Annotated in this window: 20 protein-coding genes; 14 read left to right on the forward strand and 6 right to left on the reverse strand. The window is 73.0% G+C overall.

Annotated features, from left to right (window positions below):
• Positions 1-141: 141 nt before the first annotated feature.
• The 6 genes from recO to FRAAL_RS08770 all read left to right on the forward strand — a co-directional run bounded on the left by recO (position 142) and on the right by FRAAL_RS08770 (position 9,285).
• Positions 142-921 (forward strand): DNA repair protein RecO, encoded by a 780-nt coding sequence (gene recO / locus FRAAL_RS08745; protein WP_173402682.1) that lies wholly within the window; start codon positions 142-144, stop codon positions 919-921.
• Between the two features lie 335 nt (positions 922-1,256).
• Positions 1,257-2,054, forward strand: a complete 798-nt coding sequence (locus FRAAL_RS08750; protein WP_011603189.1) for an isoprenyl transferase — start codon at positions 1,257-1,259, stop codon at positions 2,052-2,054.
• Complete coding sequence (locus FRAAL_RS08755; RefSeq protein ID WP_011603190.1) at positions 2,047-2,646, forward strand: antibiotic biosynthesis monooxygenase; 600 nt, start codon at positions 2,047-2,049, stop codon at positions 2,644-2,646. The genes FRAAL_RS08750 and FRAAL_RS08755 overlap by 8 nt, the downstream gene beginning before the upstream one ends.
• 336 nt (positions 2,647-2,982) lie before the next feature.
• On the forward strand, positions 2,983-6,192 hold the full coding sequence (locus FRAAL_RS08760) for a glycine--tRNA ligase (protein ID WP_011603191.1): 3,210 nt from the start codon (positions 2,983-2,985) through the stop codon (positions 6,190-6,192).
• Positions 6,193-6,352: 160 nt separating this feature from the next.
• Positions 6,353-7,039: a YdcF family protein gene (locus tag FRAAL_RS08765; protein WP_011603192.1), complete on the forward strand. Its 687-nt coding sequence runs from the start codon at positions 6,353-6,355 to the stop codon at positions 7,037-7,039.
• A 371-nt stretch (positions 7,040-7,410) separates the two neighbouring features.
• Positions 7,411-9,285, forward strand: a complete 1,875-nt coding sequence (locus FRAAL_RS08770; protein ID WP_011603193.1) for a transketolase — start codon at positions 7,411-7,413, stop codon at positions 9,283-9,285.
• Positions 9,286-9,499: 214 nt separating this feature from the next.
• Here the strand turns inward: FRAAL_RS08770 and FRAAL_RS08775 are convergent, their stop codons facing one another.
• Together FRAAL_RS08775 and FRAAL_RS33715 are read right to left on the reverse strand one after the other, a co-directional pair.
• Positions 9,500-10,039 (reverse strand): PH domain-containing protein, encoded by a 540-nt coding sequence (locus tag FRAAL_RS08775; RefSeq protein ID WP_009739724.1) that lies wholly within the window; start codon positions 10,037-10,039, stop codon positions 9,500-9,502.
• 40 nt (positions 10,040-10,079) lie between these two features.
• Positions 10,080-10,235 (reverse strand): hypothetical protein, encoded by a 156-nt coding sequence (locus FRAAL_RS33715; RefSeq protein ID WP_173402683.1) that lies wholly within the window; start codon positions 10,233-10,235, stop codon positions 10,080-10,082.
• A gap of 94 nt (positions 10,236-10,329) precedes the next feature.
• On the opposite strand from FRAAL_RS33715, the gene FRAAL_RS08780 reads away from it, so the two are divergent.
• From FRAAL_RS08780 to FRAAL_RS08795, 4 genes are all read left to right on the forward strand, one after another.
• Entirely contained in the window at positions 10,330-11,592 is a 1,263-nt protein-coding gene (locus FRAAL_RS08780) for a deoxyguanosinetriphosphate triphosphohydrolase (RefSeq protein ID WP_041939040.1), read from the forward strand.
• Positions 11,593-12,041: 449 nt separating this feature from the next.
• The gene (dnaG, locus tag FRAAL_RS08785; RefSeq protein WP_041939041.1) at positions 12,042-13,931 is read left to right on the forward strand and encodes a DNA primase; all 1,890 of its coding nucleotides are present in this window, start codon (positions 12,042-12,044) and stop codon (positions 13,929-13,931) included.
• A 40-nt stretch (positions 13,932-13,971) separates the two neighbouring features.
• Entirely contained in the window at positions 13,972-15,150 is a 1,179-nt protein-coding gene (locus tag FRAAL_RS08790) for an RNA polymerase sigma factor (RefSeq protein WP_009739720.1), read from the forward strand.
• Between the two features lie 165 nt (positions 15,151-15,315).
• Entirely contained in the window at positions 15,316-16,284 is a 969-nt protein-coding gene (locus FRAAL_RS08795; RefSeq protein ID WP_050997341.1) for a class I SAM-dependent methyltransferase, read from the forward strand.
• A 127-nt stretch (positions 16,285-16,411) separates the two neighbouring features.
• On the opposite strand, the gene FRAAL_RS08800 is transcribed toward FRAAL_RS08795, so the two are convergent.
• The 3 genes from FRAAL_RS08800 to FRAAL_RS08810 form a co-directional block, all read right to left on the reverse strand.
• Entirely contained in the window at positions 16,412-17,437 is a 1,026-nt protein-coding gene (locus FRAAL_RS08800) for a glycosyltransferase family protein (protein ID WP_011603200.1), read from the reverse strand.
• Positions 17,434-18,645, reverse strand: coding sequence for a glycosyltransferase family 4 protein (locus tag FRAAL_RS08805; RefSeq protein WP_011603201.1), 1,212 nt, complete (start codon positions 18,643-18,645; stop codon positions 17,434-17,436). The genes FRAAL_RS08800 and FRAAL_RS08805 overlap by 4 nt, the downstream gene beginning before the upstream one ends.
• 85 nt (positions 18,646-18,730) lie before the next feature.
• Positions 18,731-19,960, reverse strand: coding sequence for an acyltransferase family protein (locus FRAAL_RS08810; RefSeq protein WP_157892018.1), 1,230 nt, complete (start codon positions 19,958-19,960; stop codon positions 18,731-18,733).
• Between the two features lie 150 nt (positions 19,961-20,110).
• Here FRAAL_RS08810 and FRAAL_RS08815 point away from each other — a divergent pair, with 150 nt between their 5' ends.
• Entirely contained in the window at positions 20,111-20,953 is an 843-nt protein-coding gene (locus tag FRAAL_RS08815; protein WP_011603203.1) for a class I SAM-dependent methyltransferase, read from the forward strand.
• A gap of 168 nt (positions 20,954-21,121) precedes the next feature.
• Here FRAAL_RS08815 and FRAAL_RS08820 read toward each other — a convergent pair whose 3' ends face one another.
• Complete coding sequence (locus FRAAL_RS08820; RefSeq protein WP_041939042.1) at positions 21,122-22,000, reverse strand: glycosyltransferase family 2 protein; 879 nt, start codon at positions 21,998-22,000, stop codon at positions 21,122-21,124.
• Positions 22,001-22,199: 199 nt separating this feature from the next.
• Here FRAAL_RS08820 and FRAAL_RS08825 point away from each other — a divergent pair, with 199 nt between their 5' ends.
• The 3 genes from FRAAL_RS08825 (at position 22,200) to FRAAL_RS08830 (ending at position 25,573) form a co-directional block, all read left to right on the forward strand.
• On the forward strand, positions 22,200-23,072 hold the full coding sequence (locus tag FRAAL_RS08825; protein ID WP_063822620.1) for a class E sortase: 873 nt from the start codon (positions 22,200-22,202) through the stop codon (positions 23,070-23,072).
• A 3-nt stretch (positions 23,073-23,075) separates the two neighbouring features.
• Positions 23,076-23,234 (forward strand): hypothetical protein, encoded by a 159-nt coding sequence (locus tag FRAAL_RS33720; RefSeq protein ID WP_085949666.1) that lies wholly within the window; start codon positions 23,076-23,078, stop codon positions 23,232-23,234.
• A 416-nt stretch (positions 23,235-23,650) separates the two neighbouring features.
• On the forward strand, positions 23,651-25,573 hold the full coding sequence (locus tag FRAAL_RS08830) for a putative bifunctional diguanylate cyclase/phosphodiesterase (RefSeq protein ID WP_011603206.1): 1,923 nt from the start codon (positions 23,651-23,653) through the stop codon (positions 25,571-25,573).

Consider the following 25,573-nt stretch of genomic DNA (forward strand, 5'->3'; position numbering starts at 1 on the left):
CCGCAACCTGCGGGTTCCCCCGCGGAGGGAGTCCGGCTTCCATCGGCAAAGGTGACCATTTGTGTTCTCTCGTAGCCACTTGTGTTCTCTCGTATACGAGAGGTTGCGAAACGGGGCCGGTTCGTCGTGGCCATCTGCCGGATGACCTCGCCTTACCGCGCCGACCCCGGGTCGTGCAACCATGGGCGGGTGCCGGTGTATCGCGACGAAGGGGTCGTCCTGCGAACGACCCCTCTCGCCGAGGCTGACCGCATCATCACCGTGCTCACCCGGCGTGGCGGCCGGGTCCGGGCTGTTGCCAAGGGTGTGCGCAAGACATCCTCGCGGTTCGGCTCCCGGCTGGAGCCGGGCACCTACGTCGACCTGATGCTGCACTCCGGCCGGTCACTGGACACCGTCACCCAGGCCGACATCATCTCTCCCTACGGCACGACGATCGCGCTCGACTACGCCCGGCACACCGCCGCGGCCGTGATGCTCGAGACCGCCGAGCGGCTGACCAGCGAGGAGCGTCAGCCCGCGCTGCGGTTGTTCCTGCTGCTCGTCGGTGGTCTGCGCACGCTCGCCGCGGGGCAGCGACCGGCTCCGCTCGTGCTCGACGCGTACCTGCTCCGATCGCTGGCGGTGTCCGGCTACGGCATGGCCCTGGACGACTGTGCCCGGTGCGGGGAGCCGGGCCAGCACCTGTCGCTGTCCGTTGCCGGCGGCGGCGTAGTGTGCCCGCAATGTCGTCCGCACGGCGCGGCGTCGGTCTCGGCGGGTGCGGTGCGACTCCTCACCGACCTGTTGCGCGGCGACTGGGACGGCGCGCTGGCCAGCGAGGCGCGCGCCCGGCGGGAGGCCGGCGGCATCGTGGCCGCCTATCTCCAGTGGCATCTCGAACGGGGGCTGCGCGCGCTGCCGCATCTGGAACGGGCATGAGTGGCCGGGGCCTGGCGGGCACCGGACCGCGCCGTTCGATGACCACGCCGCGGCGGCGTCGCGTCGATCGATCCGCGGGTCGCTGGACGCGTTGGTCGGGGGGCGCACTGGTCGGGGGACGACGCGCTGGTCGGGTGGGATGCGCTGGTCGGTGGGATGCGCTGGTCGGTGGGATGCGCTGGGAGGGGATGAGGACGGACATGGTGAGGTGGATAGCGGCGGTGGGGGCTCCCGGCGCGATCCGGCGTCGGCAGGGGGACGGTGCGGCGATGGCAGATATCGGTACGACGGATGACGGCTCGGCGCTGCCCCGGCCGGTTCTGGGGAGGTAGGCAGTGACTTTGCGCAATGACGTGGGGACGCGGTTCCGTGATCCGCATCCCCATCCCTCGGGGGCCCGGCCCCCGGCGCTGCCGCGCAGCCTGGTTCCGCGGCACGTGGGCATCGTCATGGACGGCAACGGCCGCTGGGCCAAGCGGCGCGGGCTCGCCCGGACGAAGGGGCACGAGGCCGGGGAGGACGCGCTGTTCGACTGCGTCGAGGGGGCGATCGAACTCGGCGTGCGCTGGCTGTCGGTGTACGCCTTCTCGACGGAGAACTGGAAGCGCTCGCCGGACGAGGTGGCGTTCCTGATGCGCTTCACCGACGGAGTGTTCGGCCGACGGATCGCGGACATGGACGCGCTCGGGGTGCGGGTGCGGTGGGCGGGGCGTCGTCCCCGACTCTGGGGGAACGTGATCCGGCGCCTGGAGTCCTCGGAGGAGCGCACCCGCGACAACGACCGGCTCACGCTGGTGATGTGCGTGAACTACGGCGGCCGGGCCGAGATCGCGGACGCCGCGGCGGCGATCGCCCGGGACGTGCGTGAGGGGCGGCTGCGGGCCGACCGGATCGACGAGGCCACGGTGAGTCGCTACCTCGACGAGCCCGACATGCCCGACCTCGACCTGGTCATCCGGACGTCCGGCGAACAGCGGCTGAGCAACTTCTTGCTCTGGCAGGCGGCGTACGCCGAGTTCTCGTTCGTCGAGACGCTCTGGCCCGACTTCGACCGCCGCAACCTGTGGCAGGCCTGCGAGGAGTACGCCCGCCGGGACCGCCGCTACGGCGGGATCGTCGCCCATCGTGCCTGACCATCCCGCCGACGCCGACGCCGACGCCGACGCCGACGCCGACGCGCGCGCGTCGTCGGACGCGGCGCCGTCCGGCCCGGCGGTGGCTGGCGAGCCCGGGTCCGGGTGGCCCGGCGCCGGCGCCGGCTGGGCGAAGGCGGGTTCCGGCGCGCCGGTGGTCGCCGAGATCCGCTTCACGGTGCCGGCGACGGCCGCAGCCGGCTTCCCCGCGGCGGCGCGGGCCGCGCTCGACGCACTTGCCCGGGCCGCCGGTTTCCGGTCCGGCCGGCTCGCCCGGGCGCTCGACGAGCCGGCGTCCTGGCTGCTGACCAGCGAGTGGGACGGCCCCGGCCCGTGGCGTCGGGCCCTGTCCGCGTTCGAGGTGCGGTACGCCCTCACGCCGCTGCTCGTCCACGCCGTCGACGTGCCCGGCGCCTTCGAGGTGCTCGCCGCCCTCGATCCGCCCGGGGCTCGGGATGCCGGCGGCGACCGGCTCGGCGTCGATCCCGTCGATCCTGTCGAGACGGCCGGCGGGGACGTCGGTCGCCTCGCTCGGACCTACCATTCGGACCGCGCTGCGGACGCGGACACCGCCGCGCCCGGCTCGTCCTGACCGGCCTCGACCGTTCGGCGTCCCGTGATGCCCGCCGGCCGACGCCCGTCGGCGCGAATCCGGCCGCGTCCGGCCTGGCGCCGGATTGTCGGTGCCGACCGGTAGCCTCGACTCAGCATCAAGGACCCATGGATATCCGGGCTCCGACGCCTCGCGATGTCGGATCTCGGGGACCGGACCCAGGGCGACCGGGCGGGCCAGATCTTCGGGACTCCCATCCATGATCGTTGGAGGGCCTGTCCTCGGGAGGTCGCCGCGCGCGGCCCGGTGCCGGACCGTGGGTGGGGCGCCCCGCCCCGCTCGTGACCGTGACAGCGAAAAGCCGAGGCTCACCCGATGTTGACCATGCAGGACGCGTTGCTGGCGCTGACCCGCTACTGGACCGACCGCGGTTGCATGATCATGCAGCCGTTCAACACCGAGGTCGGCGCCGGTACGCTCAACCCGGCGACGGTGCTGCGGGTGCTCGGTCCGGAGCCGTGGCGGGTGGCCTACGTGGAGCCGTCGGTCCGCCCCGACGACTCCCGCTACGGGCAGAACCCCAACCGCCTGCAGACGCACACCCAGTTCCAGGTGATCCTCAAGCCCGATCCGGGCAACGCCCAGGAGCTCTATCTCGGCAGCCTGGCGGCGATCGGGGTCGACACCGCCGCCCACGACGTGCGCTTCGTCGAGGACAACTGGGCCTCGCCCGCGCTCGGCGCCTGGGGGCTCGGCTGGGAGGTGTGGCTCGACGGCCTGGAGATCACCCAGTTCACCTACTTCCAGCAGGCCGGCGGCCAGACTCTCGACACCATCAGTGTCGAGATCACCTACGGCATGGAACGCATCCTCATGGCGCTGCAGGGGGTCCGCCACTTCAGCGAGCTCGCCTACGCCCCGGGCATCTCCTACGGCGAGGTGTTCGGCCAGGCCGAGTACGAGATGTCGCGGTACTACCTCGACGACGCCGACATCGACACCGTGCGCCGCCTCTACGCCGACTACGCCGCCGAGGCCCGCCGGCTCGTCGATGCCCGCCTGCCGGTCCCGGCGCACTCCTACGTGCTGAAGTGCTCGCACGCGTTCAACATCCTCGACTCGCGCGGAGCCGTGTCGACCACCGAGCGGGCGACCTCCTTCGCCCAGATGCGCGGGCTGTCCCGCGAGGTCGCCGCCCTGTGGCGGGATCGTCGGGAGGAGCTCGGCCACCCGCTCGGCGTGGCGAGCCCGCCCCCGGCGGCCGTGCCGGTCGCCATGACCACCGCGGTGCGCGCGCCGGCGACCCTGCTGTTCGAGATCGGCACGGAGGAGCTGCCTGCGGCCGAGGTGACCCGCACGGCGGCGGCGGTGCGCGCCGGCCTGCTCGACCGGCTGGCCGCCACCCGCCTCACCCACGGCGACGTGCGCGTGCAGGGCACCCCCCGCCGCATCGTGGCAATCGTCGACGACGTGGCCCCGCGCGAGCCGGACGTCGAGCGGGTGGTGCGCGGCCCACGGGTCGCGGCCGCCTACGACGCCGCCGGTGCGCCGACGAAGGCCGCGGTGGGCTTCGCCCGCGGGCAGGGTGCGGATCCGGCGGATCTCCAGGTCGTCACCCACCGCGACGTCGAGCACGTCGCCCTGGTCCGCACCGAAGCCGGCCGGGACGCCACCGACGTGCTGGCCGAGGTCCTCGGCGAGCTTGTCGCCGGGCTGCGCGCGGAGCGCAACATGCGCTGGAACGACCCGGAGCTGTCCTTCAGCCGCCCGGTGCGCTGGCTGGTCGCCCTGCTCGGGGAGACGGTGGTGCCGGTCGCGGTGTCCTCCCTCGCCGCCGGCCGGACCACCGTGGGCCACCGCCGGGCGGGATCACCGCCGATCGAGGTGGCCAGCGCCGACGGCTACCCGGAGCTGCTCGCCACGCGCTCGATCCTGCTCGACCCGGCGGTGCGTCGCGACCTCGTCCTGGAACAGGCCGCCAAGCTCACCGCGGACACCGGCGGCCACATCGATCCGGACGCCGACGCCGACACCCTCGCCGAGGTGACGAACCTCGTCGAGTTCCCGCGGCCGCTGCTGGGTGCCTTCGAGGCGCGGTTCCTGGAACTGCCCGCGGAGATCCTCACCACCGTCATGCGCAAGCACCAGCGGTACCTGCCCGTGCGCGACGCCGCGGGGCGGCTGCTGCCGGCCTTCGTCGCCGTCGCCGACGGGCAGGTCGACGACGCCCTCGTGCGCGCCGGCAACGAGGACGTTATCCGGGCCCGGTTCACCGATGCCGCCTTCTTCTACGACGCCGACGTCAAGGTGGCGCCGGAGACCTTCCGCGCCGAGCTCGCGAAGCTCACCTTCGAACAGCGGCTCGGTTCGGTCGCCGACCGGGCGGACCGGATCGGGGCGCTGGCCCGCGCGCTCGGCGACGAGATCGGCCTCGGTGCCGACGACCGGGCGACCCTCGACCGGGCGGCCACGCTCGCGAAGTTCGACCTGGCCACCCAGATGGTGGTCGAGCTGTCCAGCCTCGCCGGCACGATGGCCCGGGAGTACGCCCGCCGGGCCGGCGAGCCCGAGGCCGTCGCCACAGCGCTCTACGAGATGGAACTGCCGCGCCGGGCCGGCGACGACCTGCCCGCCACCGTCGCCGGGTCGCTGCTCGCCCTCGCCGACCGGCTCGACCTGCTCGTCGGGCTGTTCGCCCTGGACGCCGCGCCGACCGGCAGCTCCGACCCGTTCGGGCTGCGCCGGGCGGCGCTCGGCGCCGCCGCGATCCTCGGCAGCCGGCCCGAGCTCGCCGGCCTCGCCGTCGCCGACGTCCTCGCCCGGGCCGCCCGGCTCACCCCGGTGCCGGTGTCCGAGCAGGCGCTCGCCGCGGCCGAGGCGTTCCTCCGCGGTCGCTACACCCAGCAACTCCTCGACAGCGGGGTCGACCACCGCCTGGTCGGCGCGGTCGGTCCGCTCACGGGCACTCCGGCGCGCGCGGCAGCCACCCTGGCGACGCTGCGCGGGCTGATCGCGGTGCCCGCCGCGGCGACATCCGCGGGTGAGGCATCCTCGGCGACGCCCTCGACGCCCTCGACGCCCTCGACGCCCTCGACGCCCTCGACGCCCTCGACGACGGGTGATCAGGTCGCGTTCGCCGCCCTGGCGGCGGCGCTGCAGCGGGTGCGCCGCATCGTTCCGGCGGATGCCCCCGCGATCCTCGACGGCGAGCGGCTCACCGAGCCGGCCGCCGCCCGGCTCCTGGCCGTCGTCACCGCGTTGGCGGAGCGCCTGGGTGCACGAGCAGGTTCACCCGCTCCGGTCGTGGCGGACAGTCCGGTCGTCGGGGACGCTCCGGTGGTGGGGGACGTCGCGGCCGGCTCGGGGGCGTCGGCGAACCCGGCGTTCGTCCCGCTCGGTGAGCTCGTCGCCGCGGCGGGGGAGCTGCCGGCCGCGATCGACGGCTTTTTCGACGCGCTGATGGTGATGGATCCCGATCCGGCGCTCCGGGCCGCCCGGCTCGGACTGCTCGCCAGGATCCGGGACCTCACGGCGGGAACCCTGGACTGGGAGGCACTCGGCTCGCTGCCCGCCTCGGGGCACTGATACGGCAGGGAGTGAAACGGCGGGCACAGATCCGGCGGGCACCGATGCGGTGGGCGCAGGCCGCCCCGCCGTACGGTCACCCGCGAAAGAACCAGGACAAACGGGCGCATAGGCCGCGCTGTGTCGGATAGCCCGCGACGGGGGGCTACTGTTCCATCGCGTGGGTCTGTCCCGTCCTAGCCTCGCTGTCCATCCGTTTCGCGCGACCTGGTACCAGGTGCCCTGGTGGCGGTGGGCGATCCGGGCTGTGGCCGCGGTCGTCGCCGCCATCGTGATCCTCACTGTGGTGACGTTCGTTCAGGTGTGGTGGGTGGGCCGGGAGGATCACCGGCCCACCTCCGACACCCTGGTCGTCCTCGGGGCCTCGCAGTACGACGGGCGTCCCTCGGCGGTCTTCGCGGCCCGGCTCGACCACGCCCTGGAGCTCTACCGGCAGGGCGTCGCACCCAACGTGATCACGATCGGCGGCAAGCAGCCCGGCGACCGCTACACCGAGGCCGAGGCAGGCGCCGCCTACCTGCGCCGCCGGGGCGTTCCGGCCGATCGGGTGATCGTCGTCCCGGAGGGTTCGGACACCCTCGGTTCGCTGACCGCCGTCGCGGGGGTCATGAACACCCGGCACTGGCGGTCGACCGTCCTGGTCACCGATCCCCCGCACAGCCTGCGGTCCCGGACGATGGCACGCGACCTCGGGCTGGACGCGACCACGTCGCCGGTGACCCGCGGCCCGGCCGTCCACGGCTTCGACACCAAGGTCCGCTACATCATTCGCGAGGGCATCGGCTACCGCTGGTACCAGCTCTTCCACCGGGCCTCGCCGCCCTCGGCGACCACGCGGGCGGTCTGAGCTCGGGCCACAGACACCGGGTACCGGACAGGCCCGCCGCCGGCACCGACCGGCTCGGCACCTTCCGGCCTGTGGGTGGCCGCCCGCCGGGCCGGCCACGCGCGGGCGGGCGGCGGTGGGCAGCGGCGGGGCGGCGGAGGTCACGCGACGGCCGGCCGGGCGACATCAAGTGTTTCTGACGATGTGACCTACCCGCAGCTTGTTCGACCCTCTTCGGTGGTCACCCGCGCTGGTACGGTTCGGATCGCCGGGTGAGAGGGTAGTGCGACAAGCGGCAGTGACGCAAGGCGGCGGAAGCGGCCACCCGACGCGTGCGACAACACCCCGGAAATCACCTTCCGCGAGTGTAACGACTTCCTAAGGAGACTGGTGTGGCAACTCCCGTATCCGAGAGTGCGGTCGGGACGGCCGATCTGGAGACAGTCCGGGAACTCGCGCAGCAGTTGCGGGTCGACTCGGTGCGCAGCAGCACCTCGGCCGGCTCCGGGCACCCCACCTCTTCCATGTCCGCCGCGGACGTGCTGGCCACCCTCGTGGCCCGGCACCTGCGCTACGACTGGGACAACCCCGAGGACCCGGCGAACGACCACCTGATCTTCTCCAAGGGGCACGCCTCGCCGCTGATCTACTCGATCTTCAAGGCGGTCGGGGTCGTCAGCGACACCGAGCTCGTCAACGGCTACCGCCGCTTCGGCGAGCGGTTGCAGGGTCACCCCACCCCGATCCTGCCCTGGGTCGACGTCGCCACCGGGTCGCTCGGGCAGGGCCTGCCCGACGGTGTGGGGGTGGCGCTCGCCGGGAAGTACCTGGACAAGGTGCCCTACCGCGTCTGGGTGATCTGCGGTGACAGCGAGATGGCGGAGGGGTCGGTCTGGGAGGCGCTGGACAAGGCCTCCTACTACAACCTGTCGAATCTGATCGCGATCGTCGACGTCAACCGGCTCGGCCAGCGTGGCCCCACCGAGCTCGGCTGGGATCTCGACACCTACGCCAAGCGGGTCGAGTCGTTCGGTGCGCGGGCGGTCGTCATCGACGGTCACGACATCGCCGCGATCGACGAGGCGCTCGCCGGGGCCGAGGACGCGACCCGGCCGACCGTCATCCTCGCCCGTACCCACAAGGGCGCCGGCTTCTCGGAGACGTCGGACAAGGAGGGCTGGCACGGCAAGCCCTTCCCCGAGGACATGGCCAAGCGTGCCATCGCCGAGCTCGGCGGCGAGCGCAACCTGCGCATCCGCGGCCCGGTGCCGGGGCCGGACTTCCCGCGGCCGGAGCCGATCAGCCGGCCGGCGATCACCCTGCCCAGCTACGAGCTCGGCGCCAAGGTCGCCACCCGGCGGGCCTACGGGCAGGCGCTGGCCGCCCTCGGGGCGCGCACCGACGTCGTCGCCCTCGACGCCGAGGTCAGCAACTCGACGTACTCCGAGGACTTCGGCAAGGCGTACCCGGACCGGTTCTTCGAGATCTTCATCGCCGAGCAGCAGCTCGTCGCGGCGGCGGTCGGCCTGTCGGTGCGCGGCTACGTGCCGTTCGCCTCCACCTTCGCCGCCTTCTTCTCCCGTGCCTACGACTTCATCCGGATGGCGGCGATCTCCCAGGCCGACATCCGGTTGTCCGGCAGCCACGCCGGGGTGGAGATCGGCGCGGACGGTCCGTCGCAGATGGCGCTGGAGGACCTGGCGATGATGCGGGCCGTCGGCGGATCGACGGTGCTCTACCCGAGCGACGCGACGTCCGCCGCCAAGCTCGTCGCGGCGATGGCCGACCTGTCCGGGGTGAGCTACCTGCGTACCACCCGCGGCGCCTACCCGGTGCTCTATGGTCCGGACGAGCCGTTCGCCCCCGGCGGCTCCAAGGTGCTGCGCCGTTCGGACGGCGACACCGTCACGCTCATCGGTGCTGGTGTCACCCTGCATCAGGCCCTGGCCGCCGCCGACACGCTCGCCGCGGAGGGGGTCGCCGCCCGGGTGATCGACCTCTACTCGGTCAAGCCCGTCGACGCCGCGACCCTGCTCGAAGCCGCCCGGGCCACCGGGGGGCGCATCGTCGTCGCCGAGGACCACTACCCGGAGGGCGGACTGGCCAGCGCCGTGCTCGGGGCGCTGGACGACAGCGGGCTGCCGCTGTCCGTTCGCCATCTCGCGGTGCGCGCACTGCCCGGTTCGGGCACGCCCGAGGAGCTCCTCGACGCCGCCGGCATCTCGGCGAAGCACATCGTCGAGGCGGCCCGCGACCTGCTGCGCTGACGGTCCCCCGGCGGCGCGTGGCGCCGCCGGGGAGGACCGCCGAGAAGGGGCCGAGACGGCAGCGGGGCCGGGGGACGTCACCCCCCGGCCCCGCTGCCATCGTCACGCCCGTGGCCGCGTCGACCCGGGCCCGGCCGCCGTCACGCGTCCAGAAGAGCCCGGCGACGCGACCACCCCGCGTCGTCCCCCGCGGGTGAGTTCCGTACCGCCGCTGTCAGTCGTCCCCGGCCGGCGACGGCGCCCCACCGAAGGTCATGTCGACCAGGGTGAGGTAGAGCCGGTCCGGTCGCGGCAAGAACTGGATCTTGGATAGTGCCTGGTCCTGACCGGCGGACTCGACCACGAACTCGCCGTAACCGAGCAGCCGGCCCAGCGGATCCCGGTTGTAGGTCAGATCGGTGATCTTGGACAGCGGCATCGTCTGGACCTTGCGAAAGAAGATCCCCGACACCTTCAGCAGCCGCTTGTCGGTGATCATCAGATGATCGAACTGCCAGTCGGCGACCTTCCAGAGCATCCGCAAGATCATGAAGAGCGCGAAGTACCACAACAGTGTGGTGATGAAGCCCGCGTCGACGTCCTGCGCGGCGAACAGGATGTTCGCCACCAGGGCGAGCAGCACCGCACCCAGGGTCTGGAGGAAGACGGGAAGCAGGACGGCCCAGTGCAGCCGCACCATCATCACCAGGCGTTCCTGCGACGCCAGGTACTTGGTGTCGCGCTGGGCCGGATCCGGGAGCTGAAGTCTCACCACGTCCGCAGTGTCCCAGACATGAGGGCCGCCTGGGCGGGCATTACAGAGCGGTGTCGGTGACGAACGTGGACACCCCGTCAGCCCATGACTGCAACCATCCGAACACGCGGTCGATGATACTTGCTGCACTGTTGGGTGCGGTCACCACGAAGAAGATGACGAACGCGATCGCGCCATACTTGATGATCTTGTCCACGGCGGGCCTCCGGGCCGATTGGTGAAGGGTGCGCACAAAGTATCGTCGCTGCGATCGGCCGAGGTCCCCGAATCGCGCCGATACGCTCAACCTCGTGGTCGGTGAGTGGTATGACGCTTCGGATACGGTCCGTCGGGTCTCGGAACGCCCGAAGGCTACACCGCAGCCGCGGTCCCCGTTCGCCCGGGATCGGGCGCGGGTGCTGCACTCCAGCGCGCTGCGCCGGCTGGCGGGAAAGACGCAGGTCGTAGGCCCGCTCGACGACGATTTCCCGCGCACTCGGCTCACCCACTCGCTCGAGACCGCCCAGGTGGGGCGGGAACTCGCGGCGGAGCTGGGAGCCGATGCGGACCTCGTCGATGCGGCGTGCCTCGCACACGACCTCGGACATCCCCCTTTCGGGCACAACGGTGAGCTGGCGCTGGACGAGGCGGCGGCGGCCTGCGGCGGGTTCGAGGGCAATGCGCAGAGCCTGCGGGAGCTGACGAGACTGGAGGTGAAGATCGTTGACGACGAGGGGCGCAGCGCGGGGCTGAACCTGACGCGCGCGAGCCTGGACGCCGCGACCAAGTACCCGTGGGCGCGCCGGGACGCCCCGCCGGAGCATGGCGGCAAGTTCGGCGCGTACGACGACGACCTGGCCGTGCTGGAGTGGGTGCGCGCGGGGGCCCCGCCGGGGCGGCGGTGCTTCGAGTCCCAGATCATGGACTGGGCCGACGACGTCGCCTACTCGGTCCACGACCTCGAGGACGGCGTCGTCGGCGGGCACATCGAGCTGGCCGCGCTCGACGACCCGGGGCACCGCGAGGAGCTGGCGGTCGCCACCGCACAGCGCTATCCGGGCGCCTCGGCGGCGGCGGTGTCGGCGGCGCTGGACACGCTGCGTGCCCAACCCTGGTGGATCCGTTCGGAGATCACGTCGGCCCGCGGCCAGGCGGCGCTGCGGGCGATGACGAGCGAGCTGATCGCGCGGTTCTCCCGGGCGGCGGTGCGGACGACGCGGGAGCGCCATCCCGGGGGGCCGCTGCGGCGCTACGGCGCGGACCTGGCGGTGGATGCCGCCACAGTGGCGGAATGTGCCGCCCTCAAGGGGGTCACCGCGTGGTACGTCATGGAGCGGCCGGGTGCGCGGACCCGGCAGGCTCGGCAGCGGGAGGTCGTCGCCGAACTCGTGGACCTGCTGCTGCGGGGCGCCCCGCGGTCACTGGATCCGTCGTTGCGGGCTCGTTTCGAGCAGGCTCCGGACGACGCCGCCCGGCTGCGGGTGGTCGTCGACCAGGTGGCCCGGCTGACCGATGCGAGTGCCGAGCGGCGGCACGCCGCGCTGCGCGGGCAACCGGTGCACCGTGTGCTCTGAGCGGCCCGATCGCCGGTCGGCGGCCGCCCGCGGCGGGCGAGGGTGGCGTCGTGGCGGCCGGCGCGTCCGGGGCGGTGCGGGGTCCCCCGCGGGGGTGATCGTCGTACCCTCGGCAGGGGGAGCGGACCCGTCCGCGTCCGGGGTAGGGGCGCATCCCCCGACGGAGGGAGGGCCGCCACGGCCGGGCGCGAGGCCGCCGGCTCGGCCCGAGATGCAGGTGGCGGCCATTGTCCTCAACATTCCCGTGGCATGATCGGCACTGTCGTGCTTACGACACGTACCATCGCACCGGTAGGACCGATGTGAGCGGCGTCGCGGCCGACATCGGCCGGGGGTACGGCGACGGCGCCGTGGCGATCGGCTCCGCGGGAACGGGATGGCGCACTACTGGCGGGCGTTCTGCCCCGGGCGAGGTACCTCTCGCCCGACACGGACGAGGGGAGGGACGGGTGGCCGGACGAATCCGTGACGCCGACGTCGCCCTGGTCCGGGAGCGCTCGCCGATCGCGGACGTCGTCTCCGAACACGTCCAGTTGCGCCCGGCGGGGCGCAACGAGCTGGTCGGGCTGTGCCCGTTCCACGAGGAGAAGTCACCCTCCTTCTACGTCAACGTGGCCACCGGCCTGTTCCACTGCTTCGGCTGCCAGCAGGGTGGCGACGTCTACTCCTTCGTCCGCGAGATCGACGGGCTGAGTTTCCGGGAGGCCGCCGAGCGGCTGGCCCGCCGCGCCGGGGTCACGCTGACCTTCGAGGGCGGCGGCACCACGGACCGGACCGTGTCCAGCCAGCGCCAGCGGTTGCTGGAGGCGCACCGGATCGCGGCGGAGTTCTACGCCGAGCAGCTTGGCGGTCACCCCTCGGCCCGCGCCGGCTGGGACTTCCTCACCGCCCGGGGCTTCGACCTGACCGCGGCGCAGCGCTTCGGCGTCGGCTATGCCGCGACCGGCTGGGACACGCTCACCCGCCACCTGCTGTCGCGCCGCTTCACCGGCGAGGAGCTCGTGCTCGGGGGGCTGTCCAAACAGGGAGCCCGCGGGGGCCTGATCGATCGGTTCCACCACCGGCTCATGTGGCCGATCCGCGACCTGGCCGGCGAGGTGGTCGGCTTCGGCGGGCGCCGCCTCGCCGAGGACGGCTCGCCGAACGCCGGTCCGAAGTACCTCAACTCGCCCGAGACACCGCTGTTCAAGAAGGCGAGCCTGCTCTACGGGGCGGAGCTGGCCCGCCGCGACATCGCCCGGCGCTACCAGGTCGTGGTGGTCGAAGGCTACACCGACGTGATGGCCTGCCACCTCGCCGGGGTCACCACGGCCGTGGCCACCTGTGGCACCGCCTTCGGTCCGGAGCATGTCGGGGTGGTGCGCCGGCTGCTCATGGACTCCGACGAGCGTCGCGGCGAGGTGATCTTCACCTTCGACGGCGACGCCGCCGGCCAGAAGGCGGCCCTGCGGGCGTTCGAGCACGAGGAACGCTTTGCCACCCAGACGTTCGTCGCGGTGGAGCCCACCGGGCTCGATCCGTGCGAGCTGTGGATGCGCGGCGGTGACGCCGCCGTGCGCGAGCTGGTCGCCCGCCGCGTCCCGCTGGTGGAGTTCGCGATCCGCGGGGTGCTCGCCCGCTACGACCTCGACACCACCGAGGGCCGCCTCGCCGCGCTGGACGCCGCCGCCCCGCTGATCAACCGGATCAAGGACGCCGGCCTGCGCCATCGCCACGCGGTGAACCTGGACCGCTGGCTGGGCTTCCTCGACGAGCGGTTCGTGGCGCGCCGGGTCGCCGAGCACCGGGAGCAGCAGACGGGCGGCCGGTCCGCCGCCGTCGCCTCGGCGGTGGGCCGCCGGGAGCCCGCCGCAACCGACCCGACCGTCATCGTGGAGCGTGAGGCACTCAAACTCGCGGTCCAGTTTCCGGGACTTGCAGGGCCGATGTTCGACACGCTGGCCCCGGAGATGTTCACTGTTCCCGCGCACCGCGCCGTCCGCGAGCTCATCTCCGGTCTCGGTGGGGTGGGCGGGGGGCTGGCGAGGACCGGCGACGTCGCCGCGTGGGTGACGGAGCTGTCCGCGGCGGCGACGGAGGAGGGGCTGCGACGTTTCGTCACCGCTCTCGCCGTGGAAAGGGTGCTCTGCGACCGCGATGTGGATGATCGTTATGTCGACGAACAGATGTCACGCGTACAGGAGTTGCATGTGACACGTCGGATCACCGACCTGAAGTCGCGCGTGCAGCGGCTCAACCCGGTGGTCGACGCCGAGGCCTTCAACCGTGCTTACGGTGAGCTGATCGCTTTGGAACAGCACAAGCATCAACTCCGGGAGCGGGGCGTAGGTGCCGCGTAACCTGGGTCGATCCCGAGAAGGAAGTGACGAGATTCCGCCCATGAGTCCTACCGTCCTACCCCGCGAAGCCCAGGTGGACGAGGTCAAGGACCTCATCACCCGGGGCAAGGAGATCGGTTTCCTCACCACCGAGGATGTCACGGTCGCGATCCAGGCGGCGGAGCTGCCCCCGGAGCAGGCCGAGACGGTGCTGCAGGTGCTCAACGACGAGGGCATCGAGGTCCTTGAGGCCGGGGGCGAGAACCCCGACGAGGCCGATCTGCTCGCCCGCCGGCGCCGCGAGGAGGAGGAGCTCGCGCTCAAGGCGCCGACCTCCGACCCGGTGCGCATGTACCTCAAGGAGATCGGCAAGGTCCCGCTGCTCACCGCCGAGGAGGAGGTCGACCTCGCCAAGCGGATCGAGGCCGGGCTGTTCGCCTCCGAGAAGCTCGCGGTGGCGACGAAGAAGACCTCCCCGCAGATGCGGCGGGATCTCGAGGCCATCGAGCGCGACGGGCAGATCGCCAAGCGCAAGCTGGTCGAGGCGAACCTGCGTCTCGTCGTCTCGATCGCCAAGCGCTACGTCGGTCGCGGCATGCTGTTCCTGGACCTCATCCAGGAGGGCAACCTCGGCCTGATCCGCGCGGTCGAGAAGTTCGACTACACCAAGGGCTACAAGTTCTCGACCTACGCCACCTGGTGGATCCGCCAGGCGATCACCCGCGCCATCGCCGACCAGGCGCGCACGATCCGCATCCCGGTGCACATGGTCGAGACCATCAACAAACTGATCCGCATCCAGCGGCAGCTCCTTCAGGACCTCGGCCGCGAGCCGAGCCCGGAGGAGATCGCCAAGGAGATGGACCTCACCCCGGACAAGGTCCGGGAGATCCTCAAGGTCTCCCAGGAGCCGGTCTCGCTGGAGACGCCCATCGGTGAGGAGGAGGACTCCCACCTTGGCGACTTCATCGAGGACTGCGACGCCGTCGTCCCGGTCGACGCGGCGAGCTTCATCCTCCTCCAGGAGCAGCTCGACTCTGTCCTGCACACGCTCTCCGACCGGGAGAAGAAGGTCATCCAGCTCCGCTTCGGGCTCACCGACGGCCACCCCCGCACGCTGGAGGAGGTCGGGCGCGAGTTCGGCGTCACCCGCGAGCGCATCCGGCAGATCGAGTCCAAGACGCTGTCGAAGCTGCGCCACCCGTCGCGTTCCCAGAAGCTGCGCGACTACCTGGAGTAGACGCGCCTGCGTGGCCACCCGGGTTGTTGACCCTGTGTGGTCACGTTATTACTCTTGGCTAGTATCGGTGTCCTGATCCTCGATGGTTGCTGTCCATCGATGCTCGTCGGCCCGGTGCGCGGCGGCACAGTCGGTGCCGTCTGTCCGGCCGAGAGGATGGCGAGCATGGCTGGCAGGGGATCCACCGTCGTACGCCGGCTACGCCCGCTGGCGGGATTCGCCGTGGCGACAGCCGGTGCGCAGAACTTCCTCGGCGCTCGATGGGTGCCCGCGCTGCTGGCCGTGACCCCGGCCGGGCGGCGCCCGCAGGTCGCGCTGCGCCTGCTGGCCTGGAGCCCGCACTACTTTCAGCCCGGCGAGCATGACCGTCACGCCGCGGCCGAGCGCAACCGGCGCACCCGGCAGGTGCTCGCCGACGAGGTGCTCGGCCGTTACCTGCAGGCGGACGACGATGTCCTCGACGTCGGCTGCGGCCCCGGCTATCTGGCCGCGGCCGTGGCGCCACGGGTCCACTCGGTGACCGCTGTCGACGTCTCCCGCGGGGCGCTGGCCTGCGCGCGCGTGTTGAACCCGGCGCCCAACCTGGACTACGTCACCGTCGACGAGTTCATCCGCGGTGGCCGTGACGTCGATGTCGTCTACTCCGTCGCGGTCGTGCAGCACCTCACCGACGAGGTGTTCGCGCGCGCACTGCGTGGTTGGCACGCCGCGCTGCGCCCCGGCGGCCGGCTGCTCGTGCACGTGGTCGTCGACGACCCCCGCTGGCGGACCGAGGCGCAGTGGCGCGCCGAACGGGGGCTGGCGGGCCGGTTGAAGCTCCGGTTCGCGCTGAACTGCTTCGGCCGCAGCGCCGACCAGGTGCGCCGACTCGTGACGGCGGCCGGATTCGGCGAACTGGAGCTCGTTCCGGTGGCCTCGCTCGCCGATGTCGACGACGACGTCGCCGGTCAGCATCTGCTGGTCGCCCGACGCCTCGACGTGGGAGCGGCGCCCGTGGCGACGCCGTCGCGCGGGCTCACGGTGCCGGCCCAGGCGACGCCCGTCGAGCCGTTCGACCTGGAGCCGTTCGACCTGGAGCCGCTCGAGCTGGAGTCCATCGCTCCGGCGACCGCGGACACCGACCGGACCCACTGAGCGACCGGACCCGCTGAGCGACCGGACCCGCCGAGCGACCGGACTCGCCGAGCGCCCCGATCCGCGGGTCCGCCGCGGCGGGAGCGGTGGAGCACGGCCACGCCCGCCGGGTCCGCCGCGAGCGCGATCAGCCCGCGGCGCCCTCGCCGAGGAGCAGGTCGAAGTAGGGTCCGCGGTCGAACGGGTTGTCCTGGTCGGGCTTCAGATCCACCTCGAGCGCGGCGTGCAACGCGGCGGCGATCTCCTCGGTGGCCTCCCGCTCGTAGCCGACCAGCGCCGGTCCGGCGATCTCGCGGTTGTGGGCGCTGTCCAGCGCGACGACGGGCACTCCCATCATCCGGCCCTCGGCCATGGGGTAGCCGAAGGACTCGAGCTCGGCCGGGAAGAAGATGGCGTCGCACCGGATCATCATGTCGATGACCGTGGTCGCCGGGTGCTCCCTGACGAGCCGCAGGCGTGGATGATGCGCCACGGCGGGATCCTCGATCAGGTCCGCCCGGCCGGTGACGGTGATCGTGGCGTCGATGTGGTGGGGCGGTCCGGCGAGGATGTCGAGGGCCCCGAGCCCCGCCCGCAGACGGCGGGCCATCAGCTTGTGCGGGGTGATGATGATGGGGCACAGGAAGTCCACCGTCCCGGCGCCCGCGTCCCGCTCGCGGCGCTCGTCCGACCGGACCCGCAGCAGGTGCGGGTCCGGCGGCGTCACCGGGTTGAACGCCACGACCACCCGGTCCCGGGCGGCCGGCATGATCCGCAGGACCCGCTCGGCCATGCTCGTCGACGGAACGAAGATGTGGTCGGCCCGGCGCATAGCCGCCCACACGACCGGGGCCTGCGCGTGCACGGCCGGGCCGATCCGCAGCCCGAGCGTGCGCACCTCGTCCATCCGCAGGAAGTGCTGGGGGCCGTGGATGAGGACCCGACGCTCGCGGCCGGTCAGCGCGAAGGAGACGTTGTTCAGCGCCAGCGATCGGTCGTACCGGTCGCCGGGGCGCTCCCGGCGCAGCAACCAGGGGGCGGTCAGGACGCGGTCGCGCCCGGTCACGCGCAGCTCGGGCAGCCGGCGGTCCTGCAGGTAGAGGTCGAACTCGTTCAGCAGGCGTTTCGCGCCGCCGATGCGGGCGCCGGCGCAGTCGACCAGGATCTTCATCATGCTCCCGAGTGAGAGGGCGCGCCGGCGCGCGTCCTGCCGTGCGGGGCGTCGGCCGGCTGGTCCGGGACCCCGGCCCCGCCGAGGCCGGCCGGGGGACGCCCGGTCAGGGCGGTGAACACGAGTCGGAGGTAGTCGTCCGGCCGGGTGGCTGCCGCTGCCCATTCGGCGGCGCGCCGCCCGATGCGGGCGAGGCGGGCCCGGTCGGCGAGCAGGGCGCGCAGCACGTCGGCGAGGGCCTCGGCGGACTCGTCGACGGGTGTGGCGCCGGTGACGCCGTCCTGGTAGGCGTCGTGGCTGCCACCGGAGGCCGGGCCGACCACGGCGCAGCCGGCGAGCTGGGCCTCCAACAGCACGATGCCGTAGCCCTCGCCGCTGGCCGCCGGTCCGCGTGGGCGGGTGCGGGTGCACAGGGCGAACAGGTCGGCGGTGGCGTAGAACCGGGCGAGGTCCTCGTCGGTCGGGGACTCGTGCAGCTCGGTGTCGGGATCCGCGGACACCAGCTCGTGCAGCGCGCCCGGAGCCGGGCCCTGGCCGGCCAGCACCAGCCGGACCGGGCCCAGGGTCTGCCGGACGGAGCGCACCGCCTCCATCAGCACCGCGGCGCCCTTGCCCGCCCAGTCGGCGAGCCGGAAAACGCTGAGCATGGTGGGGACCGGCGGCAGCGGCCGTCGCCGGCTCGCCTCGGCGAGCAGCGTCGCCCGCCACGCCGGGGAGATGCCGGGCGGCAGGATGGGGGCGAGGCCCACGGTGGACAGCGCCCCCGCGCTGTAGGAACTGATCGTGACGGGGTGCAGCAGGGGGTCGGCCCGCAGGATCGCCCGGTCGGCGGCGCGCATGCCCCAGATGTCGGTGCCGTAGAACAGGACCGGGCCGAAGCGGGCCCGGGTCAGCCGCAGCGCGGCGGCGGCCACCGGGATGAGGTTGGCATGGCCGGCGACGACGCTGTCCGCGGGGCCGAAGCGCCGGGCCTGGTCGAGCGCCCGCAGGCTGAACCGGGCGCGGGCGGCCGCGGTCAGCTCGACCCCCGGTCCCAGCATGTCGAGGCGCAGCAGGTCCGCTCCGCCGGCCCGCAGCGTCTCCTCGACGGTGGTGAGGTAGCGCTCGATGCCGCCGCCGAGCCCGCGCGAGACGGTCAGGAGCAGCACGCGCGCGGGCTGGTCGGGGGCAGATGCGGGAGTGGGGGCAGGGAATCGGCGAAGAGGTGGCACGGAAGGTGATGCTAATCTCTCGCCACGTGTTGTCTTCGCGTTGAGTGCCGTGTCATCGGCACGTTGAGGATTGGAGTATGTACTTTTAGTGGCCCGTGCGCGGGGCTGGTAGGGCGTCGAGGGACCTGCCCCGGCCCGGGCGACGGGACCACCGGTTCTTCTGCCGCAGCGCCGGCGCCTCCACGGCCGGCCAGCTCGCCGCGGCGACCAGCACCGTCACGGCCGTGGTCAGCGGCAGGTAGACGACGGCGCCGAGCCGGTGCAGGCCGTAGACGGTGGCGAGCTGCTGGATCGGGAAGCCGTAGATGTACAGGCCGTAGGACAGATCGCGCCGCGAGCCGACCCGGTGCAGCGGCAGCCGGACCGCCAACCAGGCGACGAGGTACGCCATCGGCAGCGCGGACAGCAGGTGCTGGTCGGTGACGAAGAACGACGCGCCGAGCACGAGCGCCGCCGCCGTGGCCAGCCGGCCCGACAGCGGGATGCGCTCGGCGTACAGGCACAGCACGGCGCCGGCGAGGAAGTGCAGCCCGAACCGGGCGAGGTCGGTGGAGAAGGGCGCCGGCAGCAGCGCGCCGCCGGGGCCCAGCGGGTGGATCGCGGCGAGTAGCAGCAGGGTCGCACCGACGGCCAGAACCGGGCGGCGGCGCAGCAGGCCGACCGCGGCGAGCGCCGCGGTGCCGAGGTAGCACAGCACCTCCCACCACAGAGTCCACAGCGAGCCGTCCCAGGCGACCGGCATGCCCGAACCGGGCAGGGGGAAGAAGGTGCCGGTGGGAGTGCCGGCGATGTCGTAGAAGCGCATCCTGACCAGCGCGTTGTCGGTGACGTAGGGCAGCGCGCCGTGCGGGCCGGTCAGCGGGTAGCCACGAAGCGAGCCGGTGTCGTGCAGCCAACCCAGGGGCGCCTCGACGAGGGCGACCAGCAGGAGGCACACCCAGAAGGCCGGCAGGATGCGCAACGCCCGGTGCCACAGGAAGCGGGGGACGCTCAGCCGCGTGCCGCTGCGGGTCACCAGGAAGCCGCTCACCGCGAAGAAGCCGTTGAGGGCTACCTCGTCGTACTCGTGGCGGCCCAGTGCCGGGGTGTGGTGGCCGCTGAGTGCCCACCCGTGGGACAGCAACACCGTCACCGCGAGCCACAGCCGCAACGCCCCGATGCTGTTCGGCCCCGTGAAGACCGTGGCGAGGGTGGGTCGGGGGCCTTGCAGCGCCTGCCCGGTGCTCGGGGTGGTCGCCGCGGGAGGGGACCCGCTCGGGCTCGCGGCGGCCGGCGAGGGGAGGGCGTGCGCCGTCGGTCCGATGCCGGATTCCATACGAGGCTCCTTCGCGGCCGACACGGGGCCGACGGTGGTCCTGGCGCGAGGTCAACGATTATGCGTCATGAAGGCATTACTCTATGTGAGAATCCGGCCTTGCCTCTGAGGTCGAGGACGCGTGCCGTGCCGGCGCGAAGGGAGTCGTACATGGAACTCGATCTGCGGTATCGCAATGGCGGCAACTCCGACCTGCTCGATCTGATCGACATCCGGCCGGGGCGGGCGCTCGACTGCGGCTGCGGAGCGGGGGACAACGCTCGGTTGCTGCGGGCCCGGGGCTGGCGCGTCACCGGGGTGACGATCGATCCCTCGGAGCGGGTGGCCGCGGGCGTGGAGTGCGAGCGGGTCGAACTCGCTGATCTCAACGACGGGCTGTCCTTCGCGCCGGACGGCAGCTACCAGCTCGTACTGCTCTCCCACATCCTGGAGCACCTGGCCGAGCCCGCGCCGCTGTTGGCCGAGGCCCGCCGGGTCGTCGACCCGGCCGGGCGCATCCTGGTGGCGCTGCCCAACGTGCTGCACTACCGGCAGCGCGCACAGTTCCTGCTCGGTCGCTTCGAGTACACCGAGACCGGGCTCATGGACGCCACCCACCTGCGCTTCTACACGGTGGACTCGGCCCGGCGCCTGCTGGCGGACAACGGCCTGCGCCTCGTCGCCCACTCGACGACCGGCGGCCTGCCGTGGTGGCGCAGTCGCGAGGTGCTGCCGCGCGGGCTGACGCGCGGTGCCGACCGCCGGGTTCTCGCCCGGTGGCCGAACATGTTCGCGTGGCAGGCGCTGTTCCTCGCCACCCCCGCCACCACCCCTGCCACCGCGACCCCCGCCACCGTCGCCCCCCTCGCCGTCGGCGCCGACGCCGGCGGCTGCGACGGCGCACCCGTGGTCGTGCCGGCGCAGAGCTCGGGGTCGTCCCGGGGCCCGGCGGTCATCCGGTCGGTCCACGCCGAGGCCGGGGCCGGCCCGCGGACACCGCCCCGGCGGCCGTAGGCGCGGGACCGGTGGGCCACGTCGGCCACGGCCGCTCTGCCGTCGGTCGGTGCAGCGGGGCCGACCGGCCGGGGCGCGCGACGGTCGGGTGGCGCGGGGACCGCCGCGGCAGCAGATCCGTCGCGACCCGGAGGCGGTGTCCCCGGTGGGTGGGAACGTGGGGTCGGGCTACCGCCATGCCGTCCAGTGGGCCGCACGCGGTTCGTCGGCCCTCGGGTCGCCGGGGGGTGGCAGGGGGCCGAGCCCGTCGAGCAGGCCGTGGCGGACCAGCGCCGTCGTTTCGAGTCCCCGCCCGCGCACGACGTCCAGCACCACGCTGCGGGGCAGCACGACGGTCGCGGTGACGGCGGCGACCAGCGTGGTGCGCAGCCGCCAGCCGCGGATGCGGGTGAACCACAGCCGGTTGCGCACGGTGTAGTAGGCGTTGGCGCGGCGGGGGATCGTGGTGCTGCCGGTGTGCCAGGCCCGGTGCGGGCTGAGTACGACGCTCCACCCGGCCTCCCGGACCCGGTAGCAGAAGTCGACGTCCTCGAAACCGAGGAAGTACCGGCCGTCGAACGGGACCCGCCGCAGGCATGCGGCCTTGATGAACATCACCGCGCCGGTCACCCAGTCCGCCTCGCAGGGCCGGTCGTCGGGGGGGCGGCGGGCTCGCGGCGCCACGAGGACCGGGCTCAGCCGCGCCGAGCCGGACTGCAGGCCGTCACCGTTGACTAGGGTGGGGGCGACGACTCCGATGTTGGTGCCGGTCAGCAGGTCCAGACACGCCCGGATCGTTGCCTCGTCGATCCGGATGTCGTTGTTGACCAGCAGGTAGGCGCCCGCCGCCGGGTAGTCCCGGACGGCGAGCGCGAAACCGCCGCCGAAGCCGAGGTTGCGTGGCGGCAGGGTCCACGCCACGGACGTCGCCAGTTCCGCCGGCCGGGCCGAGCCGTCGTTGGCGACGACGGTGACCTGGGCGATCGACGGGCTCGCGTCCAGGCGTTCCGCGAGTTCGACCGTGGGCTGAGGCGGGCCCCAGTGGACGATGACCGCCACGGTCTTCATCGGGCCCCCTGCCTCGGTCGAGCGGAGCGTGAGTCCTGGCGGCCGCGCGACGACGCCACCGATTCGGTGCCGAGAGTAACAGAGCCATGTCACGCTGTAGAGCAAGGGGAGTCGTCGGCTCGCCGTGGCGGGCCGCAACGTCCAGTCGATCTGCCGATACCTCACTAGAGGTAGTTGAACGATGGCCTAGGGTGATGGCGTGGTGGAGGCATCCTCGGTCCCAGCGGCCGAAGACGAGCAGGGAACCGCGTCGAGCGGTCCGGCGACGGGCGAGACGCCCCGACCCGGCCGGCCGGCGGATCCGGCGGCGGACGCGCCCACGGTGCTCGTCGAGGACCCGGCGCCCGTCGTCGGACGCGGTCCCGCCGCCGGACGCCGGCGGATGCTCGCCGGCCGGCTGGCCCGGGGGCTCGGCGAGTTGCTGATCACCGCTGGGATCGTCGTCGCGCTGTTCCTCGCCTACCAGCTGTGGGTCACCGATCTGTTCGCCGCGCGGACCCAGGATCGGCTGCACCACCAGCTCGACCAGGCCTGGCGGCGGCCGCCGGCGCCGCGGGCGCCCGCCGGTGATCGGGTGCGGCCGGCTCCGCTGCCACCGGTCGATCTCGGCGACGGCCTGGCGGTCCTGCGGGTGCCGCGATTCGGCCGCGACTATTCCCCCGTCGTCGTGGAGGGCGTCGCCGCCGGTGACCTGCGGCGCGGGCCAGGCCATATTCCGGGCACGGCCATGCCTGGTCAGCTCGGCAACTTCGTCGTTTCGGGGCATCGGACGACGTATGGAAAACCGTTTAGTCGTCTCGATGAATTGAAGGTTGGCGACCCTCTTGTCGTTGAGGTACGGGACCGTTACTACACCTACCGGGTCACCGGCTCCGAGGTCGTGACGCCGAACCGCGTGGATGTCACCTACCCGGTCCCCAAGCGACCGGGAGTGGCGCCGACCAAGGACCTGATCACCCTGACCACCTGCCATCCGAAGTTCTCGGCGAGCCATCGACTGATCGTGTACGGCGAGCTGGTCGACACCACCGCGAAGTCCGCCGGGGTGCCCCCGGCGGTCAGGGGGGAGTGAGCGATGTACGCGTGGCTCTACCGCCGGCTGCCCGGTCCGCCGCGGCTCCGGCTGACGCTGGCAGTCGTTGCGGTGCTTGCCGTCGTCGCCTTGTTGATGTTCGTTGCCTTTCCCGCGGTGGAGACGGTGTTGCCGAACGGTCGAGTCACACTGGGTAACTGATGGGTGTTGACTCGACGGCGGCGGGCCGCCGGCCACCACTCGTCTGTCGGCGGACCAGCGGATTAGTCGAAATGGCGACGGGCTGGTCCCAACGGGTAGCGGAGTGGAATTCGCCAACGCCTTCACGGGCATTAGGACCCGATGGTCGGGGGAGCGTGTCGGGGACACCGGACGGCTGAGCCGACGCCACCGGAAAGTCGGGCATCGGATACCCTGCGAACTGGGCCACGTTACGCTCTGATAGCGCGGAGATCGGCGTGGACGTGGGGCAGGCCGGGTCGGCGGAGATGGTGGCGGGTGGGCCAGCCACAGGCGGTCCGGAGAGCGGCGCAGGGGCATTGCGGGATAGGCTTCGGGGGAATTCCATGAAATGGCCGGATCGGATACGGCGTGGTTCGGCGCTCCGCCCGGGCGGCGTGGCGTGGGAACCGGGCGGTCGCGGTTGGTCACGCTGCCTGCCGGACGGGGCGCCGCCTGCCGGCGCCGGCGGCCTCGACCGGCTCGACCGGCCCGGAGAGGTCCAGGCGGCGCCGCAGGCCGGACCGTCAGGCCGGGGTGGCCGCGGCCACGCCCGTGCGGCGGCGGCCGTCCTCGCCGTCCTCGCCGTCCTCGCCGGGCTGATCGTGCTGGCGCTCGTGGTCGGGTTCGTCCGCCCGCCGGGCTTACCCGGCTCCGCCGGTGACGCCGGGGGACGCGTCGGCGCGGCCGCGATCTCGCTCGCAGGGGTCACGGCGGTCGCCGTGGTCGCCGTCCCCGCGGCGCTGGCGGGTCGGGCCCGCGCCTGCGGCGGCACCTGGTGGGGCTCCAGGCGGGGGCGGCGGCGCTGGGCCGGTGACGAGCTGACCGGGCTCGCCGACCGCCGGCACTTCCTCGACGCGGTCGGCCGCAGCCTGGGCGGCGGCCATCGGGCGCGCGCCGTGACGCCGGTCGCGGTCCTGCTCCTCGACCTCGACCGGATGCGCGACGTCAACGGCGCCCTCGGCCACGAGCAGGGCGACCGGCTGATCGTCACCGTGGGCCGGCGCCTGCTCGCCGCCCTGCCCGCCTCGACCCTGCTCGCGCGGGTCGACGGTGACGCCTTCGCGGTGCTGCTGCGCGGCGGCGAGGTCGACGGCGCCGAGCGGCTCGCGGCCGTCCTGCGGGAGACGCTCGAACCGCCGGTCCTGCTCGCCGGCACCCCGGTCCGACCCGACGCGAGCATCGGGATCGCCTGCTCTCCCGAGCATGGCCGGGTGGCGCTGGAGCTGTTCCGTCACGCCGAGGAGGCGATGCTCGCCGCGAAACGGTCCCGGTGCGGGCAGGCGGTCTACAACCGGGCACATCCCCCGATCAACCGGGCGCGGCTGCTGCTGCGCGCCGAGGTGCGCCAGGCGTTGGACCGCGGCCAGCTCGAGCTGAGCTACCAGCCGAAGGCCGACCTGCGCAGTGGCCGGATCAGCGGGGTCGAGGCGCTCGTGCGCTGGCGCCATCCGGTCGACGGGGTGCGCCCGCCCGACGTGTTCCTCGCCGAGCTCGACCGGGCCGGGCTGATGCCGAAACTGACCGTGTACGTCCTCGACCAGGCGCTGGCCGCCTGTGCGGGCTGGCACGCCGGGGGCGCACTGCTGTCGGTCTCGGTCAACGTGCCGGCGTCGGTCATCGTCGACCGCGCCTTCGTCGGCGTGGTGCGCGCGGCGCTGGCCCGCCACCGGCTCCCGCCGTCGGCGCTGGTCGTCGAGGTCACCGAGGACAGCCTCATCGAGGCCCGGGAGGCGGCGCGGCGCACGCTGGCGGGTCTGCGCAGCCTGGGCGTGCGGGTCAGCCTGGACGACTACGGCACCGGCTTCTGCTCGCTGACCTATCTGCGCGAACTGCCGGCAGACGAGGTGAAGCTGGACCGTACGTTCCTGCGCGATCTCGACCGTGACCCCGCGGCGGTCGAGATCGTGCGCTCCACGGTCTCGCTCGCCCACGCGCTGCGGCTGCGCATCGTCGCCGAAGGGGTGGAGACCCAGCGGTCCTGGCAGGCGCTGGCCGACTGGCAGTGCGACGAGGTGCAGGGCTTCTTCGTCGCCGGGCCGATGACGGGCGACCGGGTCGTCGGGTGGCTGCGCGAGTGGGCCGCCCGGCTCGCCGTCCCCCCCGACGCCGCGGCGTCGGGGGGCGGGGCCCTGGTCGGCGCCGGCCTGGCCCCGGAGGTTGGCGCCGCGGCCGTTCCGGCGCTGTCGGCACCGCCGTCGGCCGGTGCCGGCGCACCGCGGCCGGGCCAGTGGCCGGCGGGCCTGCGCGGCACCCCGGCGCCCGCCACGGCCTGGCGGGCGGCCGGCTACCGGGTGCAGACCGACCTGGCGGCCTCCTGA

The organism is Frankia alni ACN14a, assembly GCF_000058485.1.
Taxonomy (GTDB): Bacteria; Actinomycetota; Actinomycetes; order Frankiales; family Frankiaceae; genus Frankia; species Frankia alni.

Excerpts from the sequence above, each read along its gene's own strand:
- FRAAL_RS08815 (WP_011603203.1), top strand. The coding sequence starts at position 20,111 with ATGGAACTCGATCTGCGGTATCGCAATGGCGGCAACTCCGACCTGCTC.
- FRAAL_RS08810 (WP_157892018.1), bottom strand. The coding sequence starts at position 19,960 with ATGGAATCCGGCATCGGACCGACGGCGCACGCCCTCCCCTCGCCGGCC.
- FRAAL_RS33720 (WP_085949666.1), top strand. The coding sequence starts at position 23,076 with ATGTACGCGTGGCTCTACCGCCGGCTGCCCGGTCCGCCGCGGCTCCGG.
- FRAAL_RS08820 (WP_041939042.1), bottom strand. The coding sequence starts at position 22,000 with ATGAAGACCGTGGCGGTCATCGTCCACTGGGGCCCGCCTCAGCCCACG.
- recO (WP_173402682.1), top strand. The coding sequence starts at position 142 with ATGACCTCGCCTTACCGCGCCGACCCCGGGTCGTGCAACCATGGGCGG.
- FRAAL_RS08800 (WP_011603200.1), bottom strand. The coding sequence starts at position 17,437 with ATGATGAAGATCCTGGTCGACTGCGCCGGCGCCCGCATCGGCGGCGCG.
- FRAAL_RS08790 (WP_009739720.1), top strand. The coding sequence starts at position 13,972 with ATGAGTCCTACCGTCCTACCCCGCGAAGCCCAGGTGGACGAGGTCAAG.
- FRAAL_RS08795 (WP_050997341.1), top strand. The coding sequence starts at position 15,316 with ATGGCTGGCAGGGGATCCACCGTCGTACGCCGGCTACGCCCGCTGGCG.
- FRAAL_RS08760 (WP_011603191.1), top strand. The coding sequence starts at position 2,983 with ATGTTGACCATGCAGGACGCGTTGCTGGCGCTGACCCGCTACTGGACC.